General features: G+C 65.6%; 27 protein-coding genes. 14 read left to right on the plus strand and 13 right to left on the minus strand.

Features of this window, described 5'->3' with window-relative positions; translation table 11 throughout:
• Positions 1 to 4: 4 nt before the first annotated feature.
• Positions 5 to 430, minus strand: coding sequence for a MerR family transcriptional regulator (locus F3H26_RS14415; protein ID WP_149776717.1), 426 nt, complete (start codon positions 428 to 430; stop codon positions 5 to 7).
• 75 nt (positions 431 to 505) lie between these two features.
• Here F3H26_RS14415 and F3H26_RS14420 point away from each other — a divergent pair, with 75 nt between their 5' ends.
• From F3H26_RS14420 to merA, 3 genes are read left to right on the plus strand one after another with little or no spacing between them, the layout of a single operon-like run.
• Positions 506 to 916: a mercuric transporter MerT family protein gene (locus F3H26_RS14420; RefSeq protein ID WP_149776718.1), complete on the plus strand. Its 411-nt coding sequence runs from the start codon at positions 506 to 508 to the stop codon at positions 914 to 916.
• An 11-nt stretch (positions 917 to 927) separates the two neighbouring features.
• Positions 928 to 1,215: a mercury resistance system periplasmic binding protein MerP gene (merP, locus tag F3H26_RS14425; protein ID WP_149776719.1), complete on the plus strand. Its 288-nt coding sequence runs from the start codon at positions 928 to 930 to the stop codon at positions 1,213 to 1,215.
• A 35-nt stretch (positions 1,216 to 1,250) separates the two neighbouring features.
• Positions 1,251 to 2,675 (plus strand): mercury(II) reductase, encoded by a 1,425-nt coding sequence (gene merA / locus F3H26_RS14430; RefSeq protein ID WP_149776720.1) that lies wholly within the window; start codon positions 1,251 to 1,253, stop codon positions 2,673 to 2,675.
• A 99-nt stretch (positions 2,676 to 2,774) separates the two neighbouring features.
• Here the strand turns inward: merA and F3H26_RS14435 are convergent, their stop codons facing one another.
• From F3H26_RS14435 to F3H26_RS14455, 5 genes are all read right to left on the minus strand, one after another.
• Complete coding sequence (locus F3H26_RS14435; protein WP_149776721.1) at positions 2,775 to 3,233, minus strand: ATPase; 459 nt, start codon at positions 3,231 to 3,233, stop codon at positions 2,775 to 2,777.
• Between the two features lie 212 nt (positions 3,234 to 3,445).
• The gene (gene ccmI / locus F3H26_RS14440) at positions 3,446 to 4,594 is read right to left on the minus strand and encodes a c-type cytochrome biogenesis protein CcmI (protein WP_149776722.1); all 1,149 of its coding nucleotides are present in this window, start codon (positions 4,592 to 4,594) and stop codon (positions 3,446 to 3,448) included.
• Positions 4,591 to 5,046: a cytochrome c-type biogenesis protein gene (locus F3H26_RS14445; RefSeq protein ID WP_149776723.1), complete on the minus strand. Its 456-nt coding sequence runs from the start codon at positions 5,044 to 5,046 to the stop codon at positions 4,591 to 4,593. The genes ccmI and F3H26_RS14445 overlap by 4 nt, the downstream gene beginning before the upstream one ends.
• Entirely contained in the window at positions 5,043 to 5,615 is a 573-nt protein-coding gene (locus F3H26_RS14450) for a DsbE family thiol:disulfide interchange protein (protein ID WP_149776724.1), read from the minus strand. The genes F3H26_RS14445 and F3H26_RS14450 overlap by 4 nt, the downstream gene beginning before the upstream one ends.
• 4 nt (positions 5,616 to 5,619) lie before the next feature.
• Positions 5,620 to 7,614: a heme lyase CcmF/NrfE family subunit gene (locus F3H26_RS14455; RefSeq protein ID WP_149776725.1), complete on the minus strand. Its 1,995-nt coding sequence runs from the start codon at positions 7,612 to 7,614 to the stop codon at positions 5,620 to 5,622.
• Between the two features lie 215 nt (positions 7,615 to 7,829).
• Here F3H26_RS14455 and F3H26_RS14460 point away from each other — a divergent pair, with 215 nt between their 5' ends.
• Positions 7,830 to 8,936 carry a transporter gene (locus F3H26_RS14460; protein WP_188127786.1) on the plus strand — a complete coding sequence of 369 codons (1,107 nt, stop codon included), beginning with the start codon at positions 7,830 to 7,832 and terminating at the stop codon, positions 8,934 to 8,936.
• 4 nt (positions 8,937 to 8,940) lie between these two features.
• Here F3H26_RS14460 and F3H26_RS14465 read toward each other — a convergent pair whose 3' ends face one another.
• The 4 genes from F3H26_RS14465 to repA all read right to left on the minus strand — a co-directional run bounded on the left by F3H26_RS14465 (position 8,941) and on the right by repA (position 13,167).
• Positions 8,941 to 9,606 carry a hypothetical protein gene (locus F3H26_RS14465; RefSeq protein WP_149776727.1) on the minus strand — a complete coding sequence of 222 codons (666 nt, stop codon included), beginning with the start codon at positions 9,604 to 9,606 and terminating at the stop codon, positions 8,941 to 8,943.
• Positions 9,607 to 9,732: 126 nt separating this feature from the next.
• Entirely contained in the window at positions 9,733 to 10,851 is a 1,119-nt protein-coding gene (repC, locus tag F3H26_RS14470; RefSeq protein WP_149776728.1) for a plasmid replication protein RepC, read from the minus strand.
• Positions 10,852 to 11,029: 178 nt separating this feature from the next.
• Positions 11,030 to 11,992, minus strand: coding sequence for a plasmid partitioning protein RepB (repB, locus tag F3H26_RS14475; protein WP_149776729.1), 963 nt, complete (start codon positions 11,990 to 11,992; stop codon positions 11,030 to 11,032).
• Positions 11,992 to 13,167 (minus strand): plasmid partitioning protein RepA, encoded by a 1,176-nt coding sequence (repA, locus tag F3H26_RS14480; protein ID WP_149776730.1) that lies wholly within the window; start codon positions 13,165 to 13,167, stop codon positions 11,992 to 11,994. The genes repB and repA overlap by 1 nt, the downstream gene beginning before the upstream one ends.
• Before the next feature lie 506 nt (positions 13,168 to 13,673).
• Between repA and F3H26_RS14485 the strand changes: the two genes are divergently transcribed.
• Together F3H26_RS14485 and F3H26_RS14490 are read left to right on the plus strand one after the other, a co-directional pair.
• Positions 13,674 to 15,125, plus strand: coding sequence for a Fic family protein (locus F3H26_RS14485; protein ID WP_223162519.1), 1,452 nt, complete (start codon positions 13,674 to 13,676; stop codon positions 15,123 to 15,125).
• Positions 15,126 to 15,213: 88 nt separating this feature from the next.
• Positions 15,214 to 15,870 (plus strand): L,D-transpeptidase, encoded by a 657-nt coding sequence (locus F3H26_RS14490; RefSeq protein ID WP_149776732.1) that lies wholly within the window; start codon positions 15,214 to 15,216, stop codon positions 15,868 to 15,870.
• Between the two features lie 10 nt (positions 15,871 to 15,880).
• Here the strand turns inward: F3H26_RS14490 and F3H26_RS14495 are convergent, their stop codons facing one another.
• Positions 15,881 to 16,156 (minus strand): hypothetical protein, encoded by a 276-nt coding sequence (locus F3H26_RS14495; RefSeq protein ID WP_149776733.1) that lies wholly within the window; start codon positions 16,154 to 16,156, stop codon positions 15,881 to 15,883.
• Positions 16,157 to 16,354: 198 nt separating this feature from the next.
• Here F3H26_RS14495 and F3H26_RS14500 point away from each other — a divergent pair, with 198 nt between their 5' ends.
• Genes F3H26_RS14500 through F3H26_RS14535 form a run of 8 tightly spaced genes read left to right on the plus strand, consistent with a single transcriptional unit; the run spans position 16,355 to position 21,957 of the window.
• Positions 16,355 to 16,936: a L,D-transpeptidase gene (locus F3H26_RS14500; RefSeq protein ID WP_149776734.1), complete on the plus strand. Its 582-nt coding sequence runs from the start codon at positions 16,355 to 16,357 to the stop codon at positions 16,934 to 16,936.
• Positions 16,937 to 16,993: 57 nt separating this feature from the next.
• On the plus strand, positions 16,994 to 17,443 hold the full coding sequence (locus tag F3H26_RS14505; protein ID WP_149776735.1) for a c-type cytochrome: 450 nt from the start codon (positions 16,994 to 16,996) through the stop codon (positions 17,441 to 17,443).
• Positions 17,444 to 17,446: 3 nt separating this feature from the next.
• Complete coding sequence (locus tag F3H26_RS14510; RefSeq protein ID WP_149776736.1) at positions 17,447 to 17,788, plus strand: hypothetical protein; 342 nt, start codon at positions 17,447 to 17,449, stop codon at positions 17,786 to 17,788.
• A gap of 53 nt (positions 17,789 to 17,841) precedes the next feature.
• Positions 17,842 to 18,429 (plus strand): c-type cytochrome, encoded by a 588-nt coding sequence (locus F3H26_RS14515; protein WP_139838667.1) that lies wholly within the window; start codon positions 17,842 to 17,844, stop codon positions 18,427 to 18,429.
• Positions 18,430 to 18,438: 9 nt separating this feature from the next.
• Positions 18,439 to 19,338, plus strand: coding sequence for a c-type cytochrome (locus F3H26_RS14520; RefSeq protein WP_149776737.1), 900 nt, complete (start codon positions 18,439 to 18,441; stop codon positions 19,336 to 19,338).
• 33 nt (positions 19,339 to 19,371) lie between these two features.
• Complete coding sequence (locus tag F3H26_RS14525) at positions 19,372 to 20,745, plus strand: multicopper oxidase family protein (RefSeq protein ID WP_149776738.1); 1,374 nt, start codon at positions 19,372 to 19,374, stop codon at positions 20,743 to 20,745.
• On the plus strand, positions 20,727 to 21,227 hold the full coding sequence (locus F3H26_RS14530; protein WP_223162520.1) for a c-type cytochrome: 501 nt from the start codon (positions 20,727 to 20,729) through the stop codon (positions 21,225 to 21,227). The genes F3H26_RS14525 and F3H26_RS14530 overlap by 19 nt, the downstream gene beginning before the upstream one ends.
• Before the next feature lie 37 nt (positions 21,228 to 21,264).
• A complete protein-coding gene (locus tag F3H26_RS14535) occupies positions 21,265 to 21,957 on the plus strand; it encodes a DsbA family protein (RefSeq protein WP_149776750.1) in 693 nt (230 codons plus the stop codon).
• Positions 21,958 to 22,034: 77 nt separating this feature from the next.
• Here the strand turns inward: F3H26_RS14535 and F3H26_RS14540 are convergent, their stop codons facing one another.
• Together F3H26_RS14540 and F3H26_RS14545 are read right to left on the minus strand one after the other, a co-directional pair.
• Positions 22,035 to 22,655, minus strand: a complete 621-nt coding sequence (locus F3H26_RS14540; protein WP_149776739.1) for a class I SAM-dependent methyltransferase — start codon at positions 22,653 to 22,655, stop codon at positions 22,035 to 22,037.
• Between the two features lie 174 nt (positions 22,656 to 22,829).
• A complete protein-coding gene (locus F3H26_RS14545) occupies positions 22,830 to 23,027 on the minus strand; it encodes a heavy-metal-associated domain-containing protein (RefSeq protein ID WP_149776740.1) in 198 nt (65 codons plus the stop codon).
• Between the last annotated feature and the right edge of the window lie 45 nt (positions 23,028 to 23,072).

Genomic DNA, 23,072 nt, shown 5'->3' on the forward strand with positions numbered 1-23,072 from the left:
GCCGCTACGCCCCGGCCTGATCGAACAACGTGTCGATGACCGGGCATGCGGGCACGTCCCCGCGGGCGCATTTCGCGGCCATGGCTTCCAGCACCGTCTCCAGCTTGCGAAGCGCCGCGATCTTGTCGCGCACGGCCGCCAGATGCTGCAGCGTCATCCGGTGAACCTCGCCGCAGCTGACCTCGTGCTGATCGACCATCCCAAGCAACGAGCGGATCTCGGCGATGCTGAAGCCCAGATCGCGGCTCTTGCGGATGAAGGACAGCCGCTTGAGGTGGTCATGCGTATACTGACGGTTGCCGCCCGGGGTCCGGTCGGGCCGGGGCATCAGGCCGATCTTTTCATAGTACCGGATCGTTTCGATATTCACCCCGGTTTCGCGCGACAGGGCGCCGATCGGGTAGGCTCTCGGATTCGTGACTCGGGACATCGGGAAAAGCCCTTGCATCTGTAGTTGCTACAGGTGCCACATTACCCGTCATGAACGAAACCGGCGAGGAAATTCATGACGGACACCGTTGAACAATCCGCGAGCGCGGCGCAACCCGCCGACGACGGAAAATCCGCCCGGCTTGCGGCGGCCGGGGGCATCCTTGGCGCCATCGCGGCCTCTACCTGCTGCATCATCCCCCTGATCCTGTTCAGCCTGGGCGTCTCGGGCGCCTGGGTGGGCAACCTGACGGCTCTGGCGCCCTACAAGCCGATCTTCATCACGGTGACGCTGGGCTTTCTCGGCTATGGCTACTGGATGGTCTATCGCAAGCCCAGGGCCTGCGCCGAGGGCGAGGCCTGCGCCCGCCCCCTGCCCAACCGGCTGGTGAAAACGGCGCTGTGGGCCTCGACCGTTCTGGTCCTCATCGCACTGTTCTGGAACTGGATCGCGCCGGTCATCGCGCCGGTCCTGCTTGGTTTGTGAAAGGAATGTCCATGAAACTGAAACCCCTTGCCCTCGGGCTGAGCCTCGCCCTTGCCCCGCTTGCGGCATTCGCCGCCGAGCAGACCGTCACCCTGTCGGTGCCGGGCATGACCTGCGCCAGCTGCCCCTACATCGTCGAATCCGCAATTTCGGGCGTGGACGGCGTTCAGGCCGTCGAGACCAGCCTCGAATCGCGCACCGCCACCGTGACCTTCGACGATGCGGCAACCACGGTCGAGGCGATCACCGGCGCCACGCTCGACGCCGGATACGAGTCGAGTCCGATCAATGAATCGTGACTGCTCCAAAACCAACCGAAACAGGGCCGAACGCCATGTCTGATTGCTGCCCGAACGGGAACGGAAACTTTGACCTCGCCGTGATCGGCGCCGGATCCGCCGGGTTCTCGGCCGCCATCACCGCCGCCGAAGAGGGCGCGCGGGTCGCCCTGATCGGCCATGGCACCATCGGCGGGACCTGCGTGAACGTGGGCTGCGTGCCCTCCAAGGCGATGATCCGCGCGGTCGAGCCTCTGCATGCCGCCCCGGCCGCCCGCCGGTTCGCCGGGATCGAGGCCTCGGCCCGGATCACCGACTGGTCCGCGCTTATCGGCCAGAAACGGGCGCTGGTCGAGGAGTTGCGCGCCGCGAAATACACCGACGTTCTGCCGAACTACAACAACGTGACCTACATCGAGGGCGCGGCCGGTTTCACGGCGGATGGCGACCTGTTGGTGAACGGAGACACGGTGCGGGCGGACAAGATCATCATCGCCACCGGCTCGCGCCCGCATGTGCCCGACATCGCCGGGCTTGACGCGGTGCCCTGGCACGACAGCACCTCGGTGCTGGAACTGGAGCAGGTCCCGGACTCGCTGATCGTGATGGGCGGCGGCTATATCGGCGTCGAGCTGGCGCAGGTCTTTGCCCGTGCGGGCGCGCAGGTGACGATCGTGACCCGGCGCGGCCTGCTGCCCGAGGCCGAGCCCGAGATCGCCGCGGCCCTGACCGAATATTTCACCGACGAGGGCATCACCGTCCGCAAGGGGCTGCGCTATGACCGTGTCGAGGGCGGCGGCGGAAACGTCGCGCTGCATGTCACCTCCACGGCGGGCCCCGAGGTGATCCGCGCCGACAAGCTGCTGCTGGCCACCGGGCGCGTGGCGAACACCGATCTGCTGAACCTGAACGCCGCCGGGATCGCGACCAACGGCAATGGCGGCATCCATGTGGATGCGGCGCTGATGACCAGCCGCCCCGGCGTCTATGCCGTGGGCGACGTGACCGGCCGCGACCAGTTCGTCTACATGGCCGCCTACGGGGCCAAGCTGGCGGCGCAGAACGCGCTGAACGGCAATTCGCTGCACTACGACAACACCGCGATGCCGGCGGTGGTGTTCAGCGACCCGCAGGTGGCCAGCGTCGGCCTGACCGAGGCGCAGGCGGCCGCGGCCGGGCATCGGGTCAGAACCTCGGTGCTGCCGCTGTCCCACGTGCCCCGCGCGCTGGCCGCACGCGACACGCGGGGGCTGATCAAGCTGGTGGCGGACGCCGACAGCAAGCGGCTGCTGGGGGCCGGCATCCTCGCGCCCGAGGGCGCCGACAGCATCCAGACCGCCGCCATGGCGCTCCGGGCGGGGATGACCTATGACGAGCTGGGGGCGGCGATCTTTCCCTATCTGACCACCGTCGAGGGGCTGAAGCTGGCGGCGCAGACCTTTGAACGCGACGTGGCGAAACTGTCCTGCTGCGCGGGATAGACGCTCGCCGTGGCGCGGTCGAACAACGTGTCGATGACCGAGCACTCGGGCACGTCCCCGTCGTTCGTGCCTGCGAGATGCAACACCGCTTGTTGGAATTCACATATCCCGGATGCGGTTGCTCTGCTGAGCAAGACGCATGGTCTCGTGCTCTTCCATTTCCAGTAGCGCCTGAAGGAGTTCGCGTGCCTCGGGTATCTCGGCCCGCCCAAGCAAATATCGATACAAATTGATCACTTGGTTGTGAAAATCGAAGACCGCTTCGCAGATCTCTTCGACACTCATCTGTGCGAACGGTGTGTCGCAGGTGCGATGGGGGTCGATCGGTTCATGGCCCAAATAGTCAAAAACCCATGTGTTGAGTGCTTTGGGATCGGCTTGCTTCATAAAGCCGTCGACGATTTTCTCCAAAGCAGCTTCATGGTCGGCGAGGTAGGTCAGCAACATCCTGGCCAGCTCCTGCTCGGATTGCGTCGAACAGTGGGCCAGACATTCGGCAAGCCAATGATGCATTTCCCGCGTCCAGACGATAAGGTCTGAAAAAGTTTCGACTTTCATGGCCTCGGCCTCCTGATGATTGGTTTGCAACAGGCTAAGTCAGGAGTCCCCGGATGGCTTCTCCCAATCGCCCATGATTGTATCACATCGGGCATCGGACCGAGTGCTTGGCGGCGCAAAACTTTGAACGCGACGTGGCGAAACTGTCCTGCTGCGCGGGATAGGCGTGCACCCCGGCCCGGATGCTCTGCCGGGCCGGAACGCGTGTCAGGTCAGCCCCCCAGTTCCGACAGGGCCCGATCGATCGTCGCCTTGCGCGGGTCGGTCTGCGGCAGGGTCTCGGCCAGCTTCTGCGCCCGGCCAAAGGCATCGCGCGCGTTCTCGGTCTCGCCCAGAACGGAATAGGCATTGCCAAGCCGCATCCAGCCGTCCAGATCGCCGGGGGTCTCCTGCATCCGGGTGGCCAGACGCTCGACCATCGAGCGGATGAAGGCCTGACGGTCCTCGTCCGACATCTCCTCGGCGGCGGCCACCTGGTCGGCGGTCGGGCCGGGCATCGCCGGTGCGAACTCGGCCAGATCGACGCGCGGGCGTCCCGCCGCCGGTGCGATCCGGTTCAGCTGCGCGGCAAAGCTTTCCATCCAGGGGCGGAACTCTTCTTCGGCATCCATGCGCGCCGTCAGCAGGTCATAGGCCGCATCCGGCGCCCCCGCCTGCTCCATCGCCATCGCCTGATAGAACGTGGCCGCCGGGTTTGCCGGATCCAGCTCCAGCGCCCGGTCGAACGCGCGGCCCGCCTTGGGCGTCACGATGCCATCCTCGGCATAGACCAGCGCCTCGCCATATTGCGACACCAGCGCCGAGGTCACGTCGGGCCTCTCCTGCAGGCGCGCAAAGGCCTCGGCGGCGTCCTCGTAGCGCCCCATGCGCATATAGGTCTGGCCCAGCAGCGCCCAGCCCTCGGTCTTGCCACCGTCCGGTTCGGACAACAGCCGCAGTTTCAGCCGCTCCGCCAGATCGGCGATCTCGCGGGCCTCGGCCTGTTCCCCGGCGCGCTCGGCAAAGGGCTGGCTGGGGATGTCGGGGCTGCCAAGCTGCCAATACAGACCGGCCGCAACCGCCGGCACCGCAAGCGCCGCCGCCAGCACCAGCGCCCGCCCCGAGCGCCGCGCCGCGGGGTCCGCCTCGGCCTGCCGTTCGATCGCCTGCAGACGGCGCTCGATCTCGGCCTTCGCCGCCCGGCCCTCTTCGGCGGTGATGACCCCACGCTCCTGGTCGCGCTCGACCTCGCGGATCTGGTCGGCAAAGATCGCCGAGGCGCTGTCACGCCGGGACAGAACCGCGCGGCCCCCGCCGGTCGCGGTAAACGCGATCACCAGGAAGGTGGCCGCCGCCATGAGGAAAAACACGATCCAGATCATGCGTTCGGCTCCTTCACCGGGGTTTCAGGGGTCTGCCGCGCCGCGTTGCGATAGCGGCGGGCGTTCTGCGCCAGCACCAGCGCGATGGCGATGCCCCCGATCGAAAGGATCACGAAGGGCGCGGCCCACAGGACGTATGTCGAGGGTTTGAAGGGCGGCTTGAACAGCACATAGTCGCCGTAGCGCGCCACCAGGAAATCAAGAACCTCCTGGTCCGTGTCCCCGGCCACCAGCCGTTCGCGCACCAGGATCCGCAGATCCCGCGCGACCCCGGCGTTCGAGCTGTCGATGTCCTGGTTCTGGCACACCACGCAGCGCACCTGCTTCGAGATCGCCCGGGCGCGTTCCTCGAGAACCGGATCGTCCAGCATCTCGTCGGGCTCGACCGCAAAGGCGGGTTGCGACAGCAGCGCCGCCAGCGTCAGGACGGCTATCAGCATTTTGCGGATCATGACGTCTCTCCTGCCCTGTTCCGCCGCGCCTGTTCCAGCGCGGTGCGCAGTTTCCCGATCGCCTCGTCGCCCAGCACCGGCCCGACAAAGCGGAACACCACGGTACCAGCGCCGTCGATCACGAAGGTCTCCGGCACGCCGGAAATCCCCCACTCGATCCCCGCCCGGCCGTCGAGATCCGAGCCGATCCGCTCATACGGGTTGCCCAGATCGTCCAGCCACTTCCGCGCGTCCTGCGGCTTGTCCTTGTAGTTGATGCCCATCAGGCGGATGCCGTCCTCGCGCACCATCCGCGTCAGCACCGCGTGCTCGGCCCGGCAGGGCACGCACCACGAGGCGAACACGTTGACCACGATCGGCGCGGACCCGTCGTTTTCCGCAAGATCGGTGCTGGACAGGCCCGGGGTGTCCAACCCCTCGACCGGGGGCAGATCGAAGGCGGGCACCGGCTGCGAGATCAGGACGGACGGAATCTCGTTCGGGTCGCGGTCGGGATTCAGCCCCCACAGCAGGAACCCGCCGAGGATCACGGCGATCCCGATCGGCAAAAAGGCAAGTATGCGTTTCATCGGCCTACTCCGCGACAACCGGGGCCGGCACCGGCTGGGCCCGTTTTCGTGGCGCGCCCACACGCAGGCGGCGGTCGCTCAGCGACAGGACCCCGCCAAGGGCCAGCAGCCCCGACCCGATCCAGATCCAGACCACCAGCGGTTCATAGAGAATCCGCAGGGTCCACCTGCCCTGCTCATCCTCTGAAGCCGGCTCCTGGATCGAGGCATACAGGTCTCCGGCCAGCGTGGTGCGGATGGCCGACTCGGTCGTGCTGCTGCCGGCCGCCGGATAGGCCCGGCGCTCGGGCCGCAACGTGGTGACGTAGGACCCGTTGCGGGTGACGGTCAGAGTGCCCATGCGCGACAGGTAGTTCGGCCCGCGCAGGTCCTCGACCCCTTCGAACCGCACGTCGAACCCGGCGATCTCCAGTTCGGTTCCCGGCTCGGCGAACAGCACCACCTCGGATTTCCAGGCGCTGGACCCGACGAAACCGATCATGCAGACCGCCAGCCCCGCATGGGCCACGACCATGCCGTAATGCGCGCGCGGCAGGTTGCGGGCCCGGCGCATCGACTCGGCCAGCGGCACCTCGCCCAGCCGGATCCGCCCGGCCCATTCGGTCAGCACCGCGCCCAGCAGCCACACCGCCAGACCGATCGACAGAACCGCCAGCACCGGCCCTCCGGTATCCAGATACCACACCGCAAGCGCCGCCAGCAGGCTGAGCCCGGCCACCCATTTCAACCGGGCCAGCACCCCGCGCAGGTCCGCCCGCTTCCAAGACAAGAGCGGCCCGACCCCCATCACCAGAACCAGAACCAGCATGATCGGCACGAAACTGACGTTGTAATAGGGCGGCCCGACCGAGATCTTCTCGCCCGTCACCGCCTCGAGCAGCAGCGGGTAGAGCGTGCCGAACAGCACCGTCGCCGTTGCGGTGGCCAGCAGCAGGTTGTTGATCAGCAGCCCCGCCTCGCGGCTGATCGGGGCGAACAGGCCGCCGCCCTCCATCTGGGGCGCGCGGACGGCGAACAGCGTCAGCGAACCGCCAATGGCGATGGCAAGCAGCGCAAGGATGTAGATGCCGCGTTCAGGATCGACCGAGAAGGCATGCACCGAGGTCAGCAGCCCCGAACGCACCACGAACGTGCCCAGCAACGACAGCGAGAAGGTCAGCACTGCCAGAAGGATCGTCCAGCTTTTGAAACTGTCGCGTTTCTCGGTCACGATGGCCGAGTGGAACAGCGCGGTGCCCGCCAGCCACGGCATGAACGAAACATTCTCGACCGGGTCCCAGAACCACCAGCCGCCCCAGCCCAGCTCGTAATAGGCCCACCAGCTGCCCAGCACGATGCCCAGGGTCAGGAACACCCAGGCCGCCAGCGTCCAGGGCCGCACCCAGCGGGCCCAGGCGGGATCGACCCGCCCCTCGATCAGCGCCGCCACGGCAAAGGAAAACACGATCGAGAAGCCGACATAGCCCAGATAGAGAAACGGCGGATGCAGGGCGAGGCCGACATCCTGCAACAGCGGGTTCAGATCCTGCCCATCCAGCGGTGCGGGGAACACCCGGTCGAACGGGTTCGAGGTGAACAGCATGAAGGACAGGAACCCCGCGCTGATCCAGGCCTGCACCGCCAGGGTGCGCGCCTTGAGCTTCAGCGGGATGTTCTGGGCCAGCAGCGACACGCCCAGCCCGAAGATCACGAGGATCAGCACCCACAGCAACAGCGACCCTTCGTGGCTGCCCCATGTGGCCGCCACCTTGAACAGCATCGGTTTCAGCGAATGAGAGTTGCTGGCCACGTTCACCACCGTGAAGTCGCTGACCACGAAAGACCACATCAGGGCGCCGAAGGCGATGGCAACCAGCACGGTCAGCAGGACCGAGGTTGCCGTCGCCGAACGCATCCAGATGACATTGTTGCGCGCCGTTCCCATCAACGGCAAAACGCTCTGCACCAGCGCCACCGCCAGTGCCAGAGCCAGGGCAAACTGCCCGATTTCCGGTATCATTCCAAACCCTCCGGGTTTCCGGTTTTCGCGGCCTTGTCCGACAATCCAGCGCTGGAGGGTCAAGGGCATTTTTGCCGCACCCCACCCAGATGCGAGAGCGTCGACCGACGGGTTTGCGAACCGGTGGCCTTGACCTTCCTGCGTAGGAAACCCCCATTATCGAACACGTCGCTTGTCACGCAGCGCGACATGGACAACCGAGTGAGGATAGGATGGTGAGAAACAAAACAGCAAAAATTCACCGCTGGAAATTCGTTCAGGCCGCTTTGATGGCCGGTGGTCTGGGTCTGGCGTCGCCCGCCCTGGCCCACACGGTGACGCAGCCGACTGACGGCATGGCAATGGACCCGCAAGCCCCTGCTGGAATGGCCGGAATGGGCAACATGTCGGCAATGATGCGCCCTGACGCGGCACCGCCCACGGGCGTCGTCGGCGGCATGCACCCGCCCGAGGGCGTGTTGATGCCGGTATTCTCGTTCATGAACATGGAGATGGACGGAAACCGCTCGGGAACGCAGTCGCTGTCCACGTCGGACGTACTGTCGCAATACATGATCGCGCCGCTCAGCATGAGCATGAACATGGCGATGGTCGGCCTGATGTATGGCGTGACCGACGACATCTCGGTCATGGCGATGCTGCCTTATACCAACAAGTCGATGAAGCATCAGACCCGCATGGGGCAGTCCTTCAAGACGAGGGCGCAGGGGTTCGGTGATCTGAAGATCATCGGCGGGTATGATGTCTACAAATCCGACGGGCAGGTTCTGGAACTGTCTCTTGGCCTCAGCCTGCCGACCGGCTCGATAGACGAAACCGACACCACGCCGGCCGGGCCGGACCAGCTGCTGCCCTACCCCATGCAACTGGGGTCCGGCACCTATGATCTGCTGCCGGGTGTCACCTACACGGGCCAGAACGCGGATTGGTCGTGGGGCGGCCAACTGGGCGCGGTCATCAGGATGGGCGAAAATGATGCGGGTTACACCCTGGGCAATGTTTATTCGGCAACGGTGTGGGGCGCCCGGCGCTGGAATGACCAGTTCAGCTCCTCGTTGCGGCTGGTCGGTGACATCGTCGAGAACATCGACGGTGCAGATGCGCGCCTGAACCCCGCCATGGTGCCCACCGCCGATCCGTCCCTGCGCGGCGGAGAGTTCCTGAGCGTCGGGATCGGCGTGAATTACCTCGTGCCGGGGTCGGGTGCTTTGGCGGGCACGCGTCTGGGCATCGAGGGCGTCATCCCGGTGTATCAGGATCTGGACGGGCCGCAGCTCGAGCGTGACTACGCGGTCTCGTTCGCGATCCGCAAGGCGTTCTGACCTGTCAGACCGACGCTGACTGAAGCAGGACGATCACCGCCGCCGCTGCGGTCAGAACCACCACCGACAACGCAACCATCAGCAGGGCCAGGATGACTGGCCCTGCGCGCCCCGGGATACGGCGCATCAATTTGGCGGCGAAGCCTCTGCCATGGGCACTCTGGCTTTGCATGACCGAGACGTAGAGCGGCAGGGCGCCGACCAGCGTGGCATAGAGGTAGACGCCCGAGATGTTCTCGAACAAAGCCGAACGCACCAGCGTCGGCCCGACCACCGTCAGTGCCTGCCAATGGTCGCCCCCGAACGAGCCGAACCAATCGGCGGACAGGAAATAGATCACGGCGTGCAGCAGGATGAACAGGACGACCCGCGCGGGGAGGTCGATCAGGATCAAGCGCATCGGCACCGGCCCGTCGGCTCGCCCGGCGTTGCCAGCGGCATAGAGAAAGAAGCTCAGGTAATTGACGGCGAACACCACGGGCAGGCCGTTGGTGATCACCTGCCGCAGAAAGCGGCTGAGCGCCGGCCCGCCGTTCAGCAGATGCGCGCCGAATCCGGGTGTGCGCAGGATGAAAAGCAACAACAACGGAAACAGGCCGAGGCAGCTGACGATCAGCGTGTTCCTGGAAAACCGCCAGAACGGCATGTCGATAGAGAAATAACGGTCCATTGCCCTCACCTTGCCAGCAGGTCCATTGCCATGTCGATGCCCAAGGCGATTTTGATGGGAAATCCTTCATTGGCCTTGAATTGTCAGCCGGCAAGATTCCGCAAGCCTTTGGTTTTTATTATCTTTTCAAATTGTCAGCTGACAATCCCGCGCATCCACCCGGTTGATCAGCGCTTTGAGCATCGGTTCGCAGGAAAACCGCCCGGCCCGGGCCTTCTGCGCCAGCCTTCTGAGATAGGCCCCAGGACTGCGGATGTCGCCAAGCCGTTCGAGGATGCACAGAACCGAGGTTGCCGCCGCCTTTGCCCCCATGCTCTGACGCGCGTCGTGGAATACGGGCGCATCGATGCCGATCATGGGCGAGAGCCTCTCGGCAATGGCGACCAGCTCGCGCCAGTCTCTTACCCTTCCGGGATAGTATTGACGGAACTCGGTGCAGGCCGTCAGGATCTGGCCCAGGTCCTCGGCATTCGCCGTGCTTCGCGGGATGTCGGCCGTCGCTTTCCCGGCCCTTTCAGAGTCAATATCTTTCTCAGATGAATCCTGTATGTGCCGCTCATTCTGGCTGTCGGTGGCGCTCATTTCGACCTGAGGCAAGGCGTTGTCAGCCGGGTTTTCCACAAGGTCAAGCCGGGCCACGGCCTCGTCCAGCCGCGCGGCGATCTCGGCCAGGTCGCTTTCACCGACCTTGCGGCGCAGGATCAGCCGGGCGGTTTCCAGAAGACCGGCACAGGCCCCCTGCCCCGCTTCGATCAGAACCTGCCGCGCGGCGGCGATCCGGTCGCGCAGCACGCGCATCCGCTCGGCCCGCTGATGCGCGGCATGGGCCACGGCAAAGATCTGATCCGCATGGCCATTGAGCGGTGACAGGTCAAAGCCGAACGCCACCTGCACCCCCTGCCCGACCCGGCGCGCGTAACGCTTGCGGTTGGCGCTGTCCTGCCGGTTGACAAGACCCAGCTCGACCAGCCGCGCCAGGTGCCGGCGCAGCGTGCTTTCGGGCATGCCGTTCAGCCGCTCGGACAGGGTGCGGTTGGACGGATAGACCACCGCCTGTCCTGCCCCGGCCGGGATCGCGCGGTCGGGCAGAAAGGTCAGCAGCGCCCTGAGAACGCCCAGCGTGCGGTGCGAAATGTCGAAATCCGGGGCGGCGGCGGTCAGGGCCGACAGCAGCTCCCACTTGTCCACGGAGGCCGGGACAAACGTCTCCGGCCGCCCAAACTCGGTCTGGGACGCGTGTTTCATGGCATTTTTTCACGAAAGACAACAAAATCCCCGCCCTGCGCGCGGCGCAGAGTTGACAGGACCGAATCGGAGGGGCTATTTCAAAGATGCTAAGTTTGAAAAGGGCCTTCCGGGATGCATGTCCTGGGGGGCTTTTTTATCTCCTGCTCGTGCCTCCTGTTTCTTGTTTCACCTGTCGTCAGTCTTCCGACCGTTCGTTTTTCCAGCGGTCGTGAAGTTCGGCCAGCAGCGCCTCGGCATGGGTTTCGAACCAGCGGTCGAAGCCTTCGGCATTGCGGGCGGGAATGTTGAGCGTCACGCCCCGGGCGGTCTGGCGGATGTCGGCCAGCGCCTTGCCGTCGCCATTGCGCAGGGTGCGCGGCTTGGCCGGCTGTGGCTTCTTGCCGGGCTCGGGCGTGGCGGTGACATGCTTCAGCACCGCCTCGAACCGGGCGTTTGACTCCAGCGTCAGAAAGTCTGGGCGGTTCATGAAGGTGTTGGCGCGGCTCAGCGCGGCCTTGTCCTTCAGCGCCTCGGCCAGGGCCAGCCAGCGGTCGCGGCCGATATCCGGGGCCGAACCGATCTGGCGCAGGAAGGGCAGGGGGAAGGCCTTGCCCACCTTCAGAAGGCGCGACAGCATCGGCATGTCGATGGACAGCGCCGCGGCGATTGTCGGCCGGTCATAGCCGGCCTCGTCCAGCTGGGCGGCGAAACTGGCCTTTTCGATGAAGGACAGATCCTGCCGCGAGGTGTTTTCCTGCCCCTGCGCCATCACCAGCGCGTGGTCGTCCAGCTGGCGCACCATCGCCTTGACCGGCAGGCCCAGTTCCTTCAGCGCCATCAGGCGGCGGCGGCCATAGACGATCTCGTACCGGCCGGGTTTCTCGGGATGCGGGCGCAGCAGCACCGGAACCTGCTGGCCGTAGCTGCGCAGGCTTTCCACGAGCTGTCGTTGCGCGTCGCTGTCCAGCCCCAGCCGGTCTTCGAACCCGGCATCGTCGACCAGGGCGCAGTCGATCTCCTGCACCGCGTTTTCCTGCAGCTTGGACAGCGAGGATTGCAGCGCACCGACGGCCCCGCGCGGCATCATCCGTGGTTTCGCGCCGGGCGTCTTGGCCTCGGGCTTGGTGATTTCGGTCGTCAGAATGCCTTTGCGTGCCATCAGCGCCCCCATGCCTGTTGCAGCAGCGACTCGATCTCGTCATTCACAAGATTCAGTGAATCCACCGCGCGGTCATAGGTGTTGCGGTGGAATTGCGTGCGTTCGACCTCGTAGATGGTCTGTTGCGTCAGCCCGGCATCCGAGATCGCGGTCGATTTCAGCATCGGCGCCACCATGACCTCGTTCCCGAACAGCTGGCGCAGAAAGGCCACCACCTGCTGTTGCGGCCCGTCGCTGGGTTCATAGCGGTTGATGAGAAAGCGCAGAAAGTCGAACTCCATCGAGGCGCCGGCATTGGCCACCACGTCGAGCAGTTCGGCGCTCATCTGCAGGAATTGCGACATCGAGGCGACGTCGAGCATGTTCGGAACCACCGTGATCAGCACGCCGGTCGAGGCGCACAGCGCCGACATGGTCAGATAACCGAGTTGCGGTGGGCAATCGAAGATGATCACGTCGTAATCGGCCTCGACCTCCTGCAGCGCCATCGCCATGCGGGCGAAAAAGGCGGGCTGGACGTTGTGGATCAGGGCCTGCGGGGTTTCGTGTTCGAATTCCTGCAGGATCAGGCCGGCGGGGGCCAGGTCGATGCCGGTGAAATAGGTTTTCTGGATGATCTGGGAAAGGGGCAGGGGGTCTTCGTAGCGGATCGCGTCATAGATCGTGCCCGATTCCAGGAAATCATATTCGGGCCGATAGCCGAACAGGGTGGTCAGCGAGGCCTGCGGGTCGATATCGACCGCCAGCACGCGATAGCCCTTGAGCGCCAGCCGCTGCGCGGTGTGAATGGCGCTGGTGGTCTTGCCCGAACCGCCCTTGAAGTTGAGAAACGACAGGGCCTGCACCTTGTCGCCGGGACGGCGGCCTTTCAGATAGGCGCCGGGCGACTTGGCGGTAGATTCCAGTTCCTTGCGGATGGCCAGAAGATCCTCGGCCGAATAGTGCCGCCGCCCGCCGGGCGTGGTATGCACGTCGGGAATGCGGTTGTCGAAATGCAGCTTGCGCAGGAAGCTGGTGGAAATGCCCAGCAGCTCGGCGGCTTCTCCGGCGCTGAACCGGCGCAGTTCCTTGCGGGCGTCCGGCGCAAAGACCTTGAGCATGTGGCTTTGCAGCGCAACGCTCAGGTTTTCGGCGTTCTCTCGGATACGCTCGTTGATGTGGATCGAATTTGCCACTGCCGCCCTCATTCAGTAACGCTGTTTTTCGCCAACGCTGTTTTTACCGTTTTTTTAAGCAAGGCGAGGGGGGCTTGGCAACAAATTCTTGAAAAACCGGAGAGTCTTTCTTGTTTTCCACATCTTGTATCACGTGGGCGCAGCATCACAAGATAACGCTTAAGGCATTGAAATTTAAGACAAATTTTTGACCCCTGCGAGGGCAGGGGCTCCGGCTGCGGCTGGTTGAGCCGTCCGGCCGGGTTTTGCCGGCCCTGGCCGATTTCGAATCGCCCGGGGCGGTTGCGGGGCGACTCGCGGCGGGCAAAGTGCCGTGGCGCCGGAGATTTTCGGGATCCGCAGGTTTGACTTGCAGCGGCGCAGCAGATTAGACTTGCATCAATACAGCGGAATTTACTTGTAAAGCCACAACACGAAAGACGTGAGGTCCTCCGATCGCTACCCCGCAGGAAAAGCTGGCAACATCGCTCGAGGCGCTGCAAAAGCTGCAATCGGGTGGCCGCAGGGTGTTCCGGTCGGGCGAACTCGGCCGCACCCATCGCGAGCGGCTGCGCGACAACGGCTTTCTGACCGAGGTCATCAAGGGGTGGTGGATGTCCACCAGCCCGCAGACGGAACCGGGTGACACGACGCCGTGGTATTCCTCGTTCTGGGCCTTCTGCGCCGAATATTGCGAGGCGCGGTTCGGGGCAGAGTGGTATTTGTCCCCGGAACAGTCCCTGATGCTGCATGCCGAGGCGACGCAGGTGCCCGCGCAGGTGGTGGTCTGCTCGCCCAGGGCCAGCAACAACCGGACCGAGCTTTTGTTCGGCACTTCGATCTATGACCTGAAACAGAAAGAGATGCCTCCGCCCGCCGATCTGGCGCTGCGCGAGGGGCTGCGCCTCTACACGGTCGAGGCGGCGTTGATAAAGGTGCCCGAGGCCTTCTTTCACCGCCATCCGGTCGAGGTGCAGGTGGCGCTGGCCTCGCTGGGGCCGTCCTCGCCGCTGCTGTCGCGGCTGCTCGAAGGCGGGCACACGGTCGTCGCGGGCCGGATCGCGGGCGCTTTGCGGCGCATCGGCCGGCCCGATCAGGCCGACCGGATCGTCAGGACGATGACCGCGGCCGGGTATGACCTGCGCGAAAGCGACCCGTTCTCGGAAGACGCCAACGTGGTGTCCGCCGCCAGACCGCGGGCCCCGATCGCCGGGCGGCTCGAGGCCCTGTGGCAGGCGCACAGGCAGGTGGTTCTGGCGCAAATCCCGCCGCCGCCCGGCCTGCCGGCCGACACCGCGGCCTATCTGCGGGACGTGGGGGACAGCTATGAACAGGACGCCTATCACTCGCTGTCGATCGAGGGCTACAGCGTCACGCCCGAACTGGTCGAGCGGGTCCGCCATGGCCGGTGGGATCCGGAAGCCGTTGACCGGGACCGCCGCGACCGGGATGCTCTTGCGGCGCGGGGGTATTTCCAGGCCTTCGAGCGGGTCCGCGAGGATATCGGTGCGATTCTCGACGGCGCGCATCCGGGGCAGCGCGTGCGCGAGAGGGCAGGGGAGTGGTATCTGCAACTCTTCGCCCCCTCGGTGGCGGCGGGCCTGCTGAAGCCGCAGGATCTGGCGGGCTACCGCGATCAGCCGGTCTATATCCGCGCCTCGCGCCACGTTCCGCCGCGAGCCGAGGTGCTGCCGGATGCGATGGAGGCGCTGTTCGGCCTGCTCGAACAGGAGGAGGAGCCTGCCGTTCGCGCGGTGCTGGGCCACTGGATGCTGGGCTATGTGCATCCCTATCCGGACGGCAACGGCCGCATGGCCCGGTTCCTGATGAATGTCATGCTGGCCTCGGGCGGCTATCGCTGGACGGTGATCCGGGTGCAGGACCGGGCCGGCTACTTGGCCGCGCTGGAAACTGCCAGCGTAGAGGGGGACATCGCCCCCTTCGCCGGTTTCATCGCCGCCCGGCTGGGCGGACGGTAGCGGCGCGCACCCCGCAACGAAATTGTGAGTGGACTTGCCGCGCTTGGTTTGGAATTGTCAGGAGCCAATGAGAGAGGAAGGGCAAGCCATGCTGACCAGACGACATTTCATTGCAGGCTCGCTTGCGTTGTTCTCGCCGCCGATCAGCGGGACGGCGATGGCATCGACCGCATCGCAATGGGCGGCGTGGGACGCGCAGGTGACGCCTGCGAACTACGACCCGGCCACCTCGAACCCCTGGGGGCTGAACCCGCGGTTTCTGCCTCAGCGTGTCGAAACCCGCCGGCCATTGGTGCCGGGGGACATCCATGTGGATGCGGTGGCGCGCTATCTGTATTTCATCGAGGACGACTGGACGGCGATGCGTTATGGCGTGGCGATCGCACGGGGCAATCTTTACGAAGCCGGCGTCTATACCATCAGGCGCAAGGCGAAATGGCCGCGCTGGACGCCCACGGCGGACATGATCCGGCGCGACCCCGACGAGTATGCCCAATTCGCCGATGGGGTGCCTGGCGGACCGACCAACCCGCTGGGCGCGCGGGCCCTCTACCTGTACGAAGGCGATCGCGACACCTATCTGCGTATTCACGGCACACCTTACCCGCGCTCGATCGGCGGCCGGGCCAGTTCCGGCTGCGTACGGATGGTGATGGCGCATATCATCGGGTTGTACGAAAGGGTTTCGCCTGGCGCGACGGCGCATCTCTACCCGGCCGAGCGTTACGTGACCGCGACGGGGTGAGGCGCGGGCCTCACTGAACGCGCGTGCAGATCGGGCGACCCTCGGTGGTGCGCAGGGGCAGATAGGTGATTTCGACCGGGCCAACATGCCGGTACCAGTAACACCCGTCCTCGGGCATGAGGCGCACCGCACTCAGATCCTGCGAGGGGGCGGCCATTGCCACAACGCTGTCGGGCAGTGTTGTCAAAGTGCCGGGCTCGTCATCGCCCGAAACCGCGCCAGTGGTCGCGCAGCCCGCGACGACTGCGAGAAGAGAAAGGGTTGGGAACAGTCGTGTGGTTGTCATCAGGTGCGATCCGCTTTCATTCAACTGCGTGCCTATGACCACCTTGCCATCCAGCGGGGCCACCTGCAATTCGGTTGGGGCCGCGAGGCGGAAAGTCACACCCTTGTGAGCCGAAAATCTGTTGACCTTCCAGCGCGGGAAGCGGGCATCTGGGGACTTTGAACCGGTAGTGGCCATAAATGACCCCGGGAGGCAGGCATGGGACAAGACAAAGCTGGGCAGAAAACTTCACGTCGCGCGGTAATCGCGGGGACGGCGGCACTGGCGTTGTTTCCGGCGCCCGCCGTCTGGGCACAATCCGATGCGGCGGCGGTCGCGCGCCGCAACATCTCGGCGTTCCGCGCCGTGCGCTGGCAGGACCACTTCGATTCGCTGAAAAACGGCGTCATCCTGTCGGACACGCAGTCCAAGGTGCTGCAATACTGGTCCGAGGATGAACGCGTCTACCGGATGTATCCGACCAGTGTCCCGCTCTCGGAAGACCTGACGAAGTTGGGCTATACCAGAGTCATCCGCAAGGTCGATGGGCCGTCCTGGCGGCCGACGCCCGCGATGAAGAAGCGCAATCCGGCATGGCCCGATTATGTCGGGCCGGGGCCCGAGAACCCGCTGGGCACCCACGCGCTGTATCTCAGCTGGCAATATTACCGCATCCACGGAACCAATGACACGCGCAAGATCGGGCGGAGGTCGTCCAACGGCTGTATCGGGCTCTACAACGAGCAGATCGCCGAATTGTTCGCGTTGGCCAAGGTCGGCACGCAGGTCAAGCTGATCTGACTTTCTGCGCGTTTCGTGATTAACTCTAACCTACCAAAAACAGACTGAACGACTGGAATGAACAAGCTCATACTTCTGATCGGCGGCGTGCTCGTGGCGGGTGGCGTCGCTTTCGTCTACAACCTCAACCAGCAGCCCGCAGGGCATTCGATGGCGGTGCCGGACACCTCGTCGCTGTCGCCGGGGGATCCGATCGCCGAGGTGCGCGTGCCGGCCGAGTTCAGCCCTCTGGCCATGATGGGCAAGACGGCCTTCGACGCCAAATGCGCCGCCTGCCATGGCGCCAACGCGACGGGGCTGGAAGGCTCGGCGCCGCCGCTGGTGCACAAGATCTATGAGCCCAGCCACCATTCCGACGAGGCGTTTTACCTGGCAGCGCAGAACGGCGTGCGGGCGCACCACTGGCGCTTCGGCAACATGCCGCCGGTCGACGGCTTGACCCGTGGCGACGTCAAGGGCATCGTGGCCTATGTCAGGGAATTGCAGCGCGAGAACGGGATCAACTGAACCGTGGCAGGGTTTTGGGGCAGGGCAATCGGGTATTGGATGCTGGCGGCGGGGCTGTTCCTCGCCGCGCTTCTGATTGCGCCCGAGCCGGCCCATGCCCATGGCGGCGACGGGGTCGTGCATGCGCCGCAGCAGCTTGATGCGCCCGATCCCGACCACGCCGAAAAGGGCCATCCCGGCCATTGCCACGGCGGCGTCTTTTGCAATGCTGTGGGGATGTTCACGGTGGCCCCGGCTCCGCCCGAGCCGTTCGCGACCATCAAAACCCGGACCATCCCCAGGGGGCGGGGCCGGGCGCTGGCCGTCACCAGTTTCGATCCACCGCCCCCGCGCGTCCTGTCCTGACTCAAGACCTGCCCCCTTTGGGGCGCATTGAAGCAGACATACAGGACAAGACGATGAACATTCTGAAACTGACGACGGGCGCCGTGGCGGCGTCTGTGATTGCCGCGGCGGCCTTTGCCCATGGCGGCGCGACGGGTATCGTGAAGGAACGCATGGACGGCATGTCGGCCATGAAGGACAGCATGAAGGTGCTGACGCCGATGATGCAGGGCAAGGTGCCCTATGACGCGGCCACCGTGCGGCGCGAGGCCGAGAAGATCGGCCGGCACGCGGGCGAGTCGCTGACGAAACTGTTCCCCGAAGGCACGGCGGGCAAACCCTCGGAGGCCAAGCCCGAGATCTGGCAGGACTGGGACACGTTCTCGGATCTGGCCGAACAGCTGCACACCTATGCCGAGGGCTTGGCGCTGGCCGCCGACAACGGGCTGATGATGGCCGGGTCGGGGCAGGGCGCCGGCATGATGGGCGGCGGCTCGATGATGGGGTCCGGCATGATGACGGGCGGCGGCGCCATGATGGGCTCGGGCATGATGGGCGGTGTGCCCGGCCGCGAGGAACTGTCCGAGATGCCCGCCGACGGGGTGTTCATGATGCTCAGCCAGGCCTGCTCGGCCTGCCACACCCGGTTCCGGTCGGAATAGGAGGCGGGCATGAGACGTATGTTCCGACTGGGCCTCGGCGTCGCCGTGACGGCGGCGGCGGGGCTGGTCGCGGTGATCGCCTGGCCGATCGGCGTTCCGTTGGAGTCGCTGGATCTGAAGGGCGACGTGAACCGGGGCGCCTACCTGGCGCGGGCCAGTGGCTGTATCGCCTGTCACACCGATGCCGCCGGCGGCGGCGCGCCGCTGGCCGGTGGGGTGAAGCTCGAGACGCCCTTCGGCGCGCTTTATTCCCCGAATCTGACGACAGATCCCGAGCACGGCATCGGCGGCTGGACGCTGGAGGACTTTGCCCGCGCCGTCCGGCAGGGCGTATCGCCGGATGGTCAGCCCTATTACCCGGCTTTCACCTACCCGTTTTACGCCAACTTCTCGGACCAGGACATCGCCGATCTCTGGGCCGCGTTCCAGACGGTGCCGCCCGTGGCCGAGCCGTCAACGCCGCATGAGATGGCCTTTCCCTTCAACCAGCGCTGGGGGCTGAAACTGTGGCGCGCGGCCTTCCTGGAACCGCCCCGGACCGAGCCGATCGCAGGCAACGGCGATCTGTGGAACCGGGGTCGGGAACTGGTCGAGGGCGCAGCCCATTGCGCGGCCTGTCACACGGCGCGTAACCTTGCGGGCGCGCGCAAGTCGGACGTCGCGCATTTCAAGGGCAACGACGCGCTGCCCGGCGGCGGCAAGGCCCCGGCGATCGACTATGAAACCCTGCGGGAGAAGGGCTGGACGGTGGACAGCCTGGCCTATGCGCTGCGCACCGGCATCACCCCCGACGGCGACGCCTTTGGCGGCTCGATGGGCGAGGTGGTGGCATTCGGCACCGGCTTCCTGACCGAGGAGGATCGCCGGGCGATGGCCACCTACCTGATGGACGACCATGACGGCGGGTAGGCCGGGGGTGCCCGCATGTGAAAGGAAGCGGCGATGAAACTGGATCGCAGGCAATTCATGGCGGGCGCCGCGGCGCTGGCCGTCTGGCCGAAAACCGGAGGGGCGGCAAACGCCCCCCGGATCATCGAAGCCCGGGCCGGCACGGCCCGGGTGGTTCCGGGCGACTACCCGGAAACGGAAATCTGGGGCTATGACGGGGGCGTGCCCGGCCCGTTGATCCGCGCGCGGCAGGGCGAGACCGTTTCGCGCAAGCTGGTGAACGCGCTGCCGCAACCGACGGCGATCCACTGGCATGGGTTGCGCGTGCCCAATGGCATGGACGGGGTGCCCGGCCTGACGCAGGAGGCGGTGCCGCCGGGCGGCGCGTTCCTTTACGAATTGCCGCTGAAGGATGCCGGCACCTACTGGTATCATTCGCACAACCAGTCCACCGAGCAGGTGGCGCGGGGGCTCTACGGCGCCATCATCGTCGACGAGGCCGAGCCGCCCGAGGTGGATCACGACATCACGGTGCTGCTGGATGACTGGCGGCTGACCGGGCAGGCGCAGATCTCCGAGGACTTCGGGGCCATGCATGACTGGACCCATGCCGGCCGCATGGGCAACTTCGTGCACGCGCGGCTGTTGCCGTCGCCGTCGGAGGTGCTGCGCAACCAGCGCCTGCGGCTGCGGCTGGTCAATGTCGCGACCGACCGGATCATGGCGGTGTCGCTGAACGGGCTCGAGGGCCGGCTGGTGGCGCGCGACGGCATGCCGGTCGAGCAGCCGCAGCCATTCGACATGCTGGTGTTCGGCCCGGCCGAGCGCGCCGACCTGATCGTCGATGTCACCGCCGGGCCGGGCGAGGCGGCGCAGATCCTGCTGCAGCAGCGCGACGGAGCCTATGTTCTGGCCGAATTGCCGGTGACGGGGCAGGGGGCCTCGGTGCCGCGCGGGGCGATACAGGCGCTGCCGCCCAACCCGGTTCCCGCCCTCGGCGACCTCTCGCAGGCGCGGGCGGTGGCCCTGCGGATGGAGGGCGGCGCCATGGGTGGCCTGCGCCAGGGCACCTATATGGGCCGACTTCTGAGCGCGCGCGAATTGGTGGACGAGGGCCAGATCTGGACTTTCAACGGCGCAGCGGGCCTACCGGAAGACCCGCTGGCCAGCCTGTCGCATGGCGAGGTGCTGCGCATCCCGATGCGCAATGACACGGTGTTCCCGCACGCGATGCACCTGCACGGCACCCATTTCCGCGAGGTCCTGCCCGATGGCGGGCTTGGGCCCCTGCGCGACACGATCCTGGTGAATCCCGACGAAACGCGCGAGATCGCCTTCGTGGCGGACAATCCCGGCGACTGGCTGCTGCATTGCCACATGCTGTCGCACCAGGCGGCGGGCATGAAGACATGGATCAGGGTGACGTGATGGCGGGCCTGTCGATGAAATGGGTGGCTGTGGCAGGGATCGGGGCGCTGGCCGTGGCCGGCGCCACGCTGGCGCTGTCGGGCAAGGGCGAGACCCCCGCGCCCGAGGCGGCGGATACGGCGCGCGGCGCGGTGCTATATGCCGAGAACTGCGCCTCGTGCCACGGGGCAAAGCTGGAAGGCCAGCCCGACTGGCGCAGCCCCGGCCCGGACGGCGTGATGCCCGCGCCGCCGCACGACCGCACCGGCCACACCTGGCATCACGGCGACGGGATGCTGTTCGACTACACCAAACTGGGCGGGGCCGAGACGCTGAAACGCATGGGCGTGACCGGGGTGAAAAGCGGCATGCCGGGGTTCGGCGACAGCCTGACCGACGCGGAAATCCGGGATATCCTCGCCTTCATCAAGTCCACCTGGCCCCAGCGCGAGCGAGAGCTTCAGCAGCAACGCACCCTGGCCGAGCAAATGAAAGGAACCTGACGTGAAACCTGTTCTTGCCTGTCTGCTGGCGGCGGTGATGTCGCTGGGCGCGGTGGCGGCCAGTGCCGAGGACCTCTCCGAGGCGGATGTGAAACGGCTGGCGCTCGAGGCCATCCTGGAGAACCCCGAGATCGTCATGCAGGCGGTCGAGATCCTGCGCCAGCGCGACGAGCAGGCCAAGGCCGAGGGTGCCAAAACCGTGCTCGACCAGCAGCGCGACCTGCTGGAGCGCGACCCGAACGCGCCGGTCATCGGCAACCCGGACGGCGATGTGACGGTGGTGGAGTTCTTCGACTACAACTGCCCGTATTGCAAACGTGCGGCGCCGATCGTCAAAGGAGTCATCGCAGGCGATGGAAACGTGCGCGTCGTCTACCGAGAGTGGCCGATTCTGGGTGAGGGCTCGGTCTTTGCTGCGCGTGCGGCGCTGGCGGCCAGAAATCAGGGAAAATACGAAGAATTCCACTGGGCGTTGATGGGCTTGAATGGCCGCGCGAACGAGGCGAGCGTGATGAAAGCGGCCCGCGCGTTGGGGCTGGACGAAGACAAACTGCGCGCCGACATGAACGCCCCCGAAGTGGACGCGCATATCCAGGTCTCGATGAGCCTTGCGCGCGGTCTTGGGTTCACGGGTACTCCGTCTTTCGTGATCGGTGACGCATTGGCGCCGGGTTTGATTGAGCAGGCCCAGATGGAGCAACTGATCAGCGCCGTTCGTGAGAACCGCTGAAGCAGTGGCGCAAGCGCATGAGTGCTTGCGCCGCACGTGCTCTTCGTCCTCGGTATCGATCCGGGCCCGGATGTGCGTTATCCAAGGCGCCGGAACAGACTGTACTGGAAAGACTGGATCGCACCCCAGGGGGTGTGATGGCCGTGGCGGCGGTCCGCAACCAATGCGAAACCGTTTCCGAGCATTTCGGATATCTGGCCGGATTCATACCGCGCAACCGGAAGACCGCTGCAGGTCTCGGGTCCGTCCGGGGCAAAGGTTGCGATGATGGCATGTCCCCCGGCCACAACCGCTTGGGCAAGGGTATCCAGATAGGCCGCGCGGTCCGTGGGGTCGACAAGGAAATGAAATACGGCCCGGTCATGCCATAGGTCGTATCGGCGATCGGGGGTCCATTGGGTGATGTCCGTGGCGATCCATGTCACCGCGTCGCCCGCTGGCCCAAGCCGGTCGCGGGCCGCCTGCAGCGAAACCGGCGACAGATCGAGGACCGTCACGTCGCGCAGCCCCTTCTCCAGCAAGGCGCCTGCAAGGCGCGAGGTTCCGCCGCCGATGTCGATGACCGAGGACTTTGCCGTCACGCCGGCCAGCCCGATCAGGTCGAGCGAGACCTCCGGGTCATCCTGGTGCCAGCTCAGCTGGTCCTCGGACTTCGCGCCATAGACGGTGTCCCAGTGTGTTTTTCTGTCAGCTGTCATGTCCAGCGCTCTCTCTCTACTTCATCGCACAGAGTGATACGCCTTCACATTCCAAATGTGAAATGTTTATTGACGGCCCGCCTGCAAGGATGGGGACCGTCTGTCGCAAGACCGCCACCACAGCCATCGCGGCCTTTGGGGGGGCATTCCACGATGTCGGAACGTTCCCGCCCGTCAGGCGGTGGTCGCCTCGTAGCCCTCGGCCTTGAGTGCGGCCAGGATGCTGTCGAGCGGGGCGTTGCTGTCGACGCTGACGGTGCGCTTGTCCATGTCGAATTCCAGCCGCGCCGCGGCATCGACGCCGCCAACGGCCTTTTCGATCGCGGCCTTGCAGTGGCCGCAGCTCATGTCGGGAACGTTCAGAATCGTCATCGGGGTGGTCTCCTTGGGTCTTCAGCGCTGGCTAAAATATTCCAG

The organism is Ruegeria intermedia (assembly GCF_900129345.1).
Lineage (GTDB): Bacteria > Pseudomonadota > Alphaproteobacteria > Rhodobacterales > Rhodobacteraceae > Ruegeria > Ruegeria intermedia.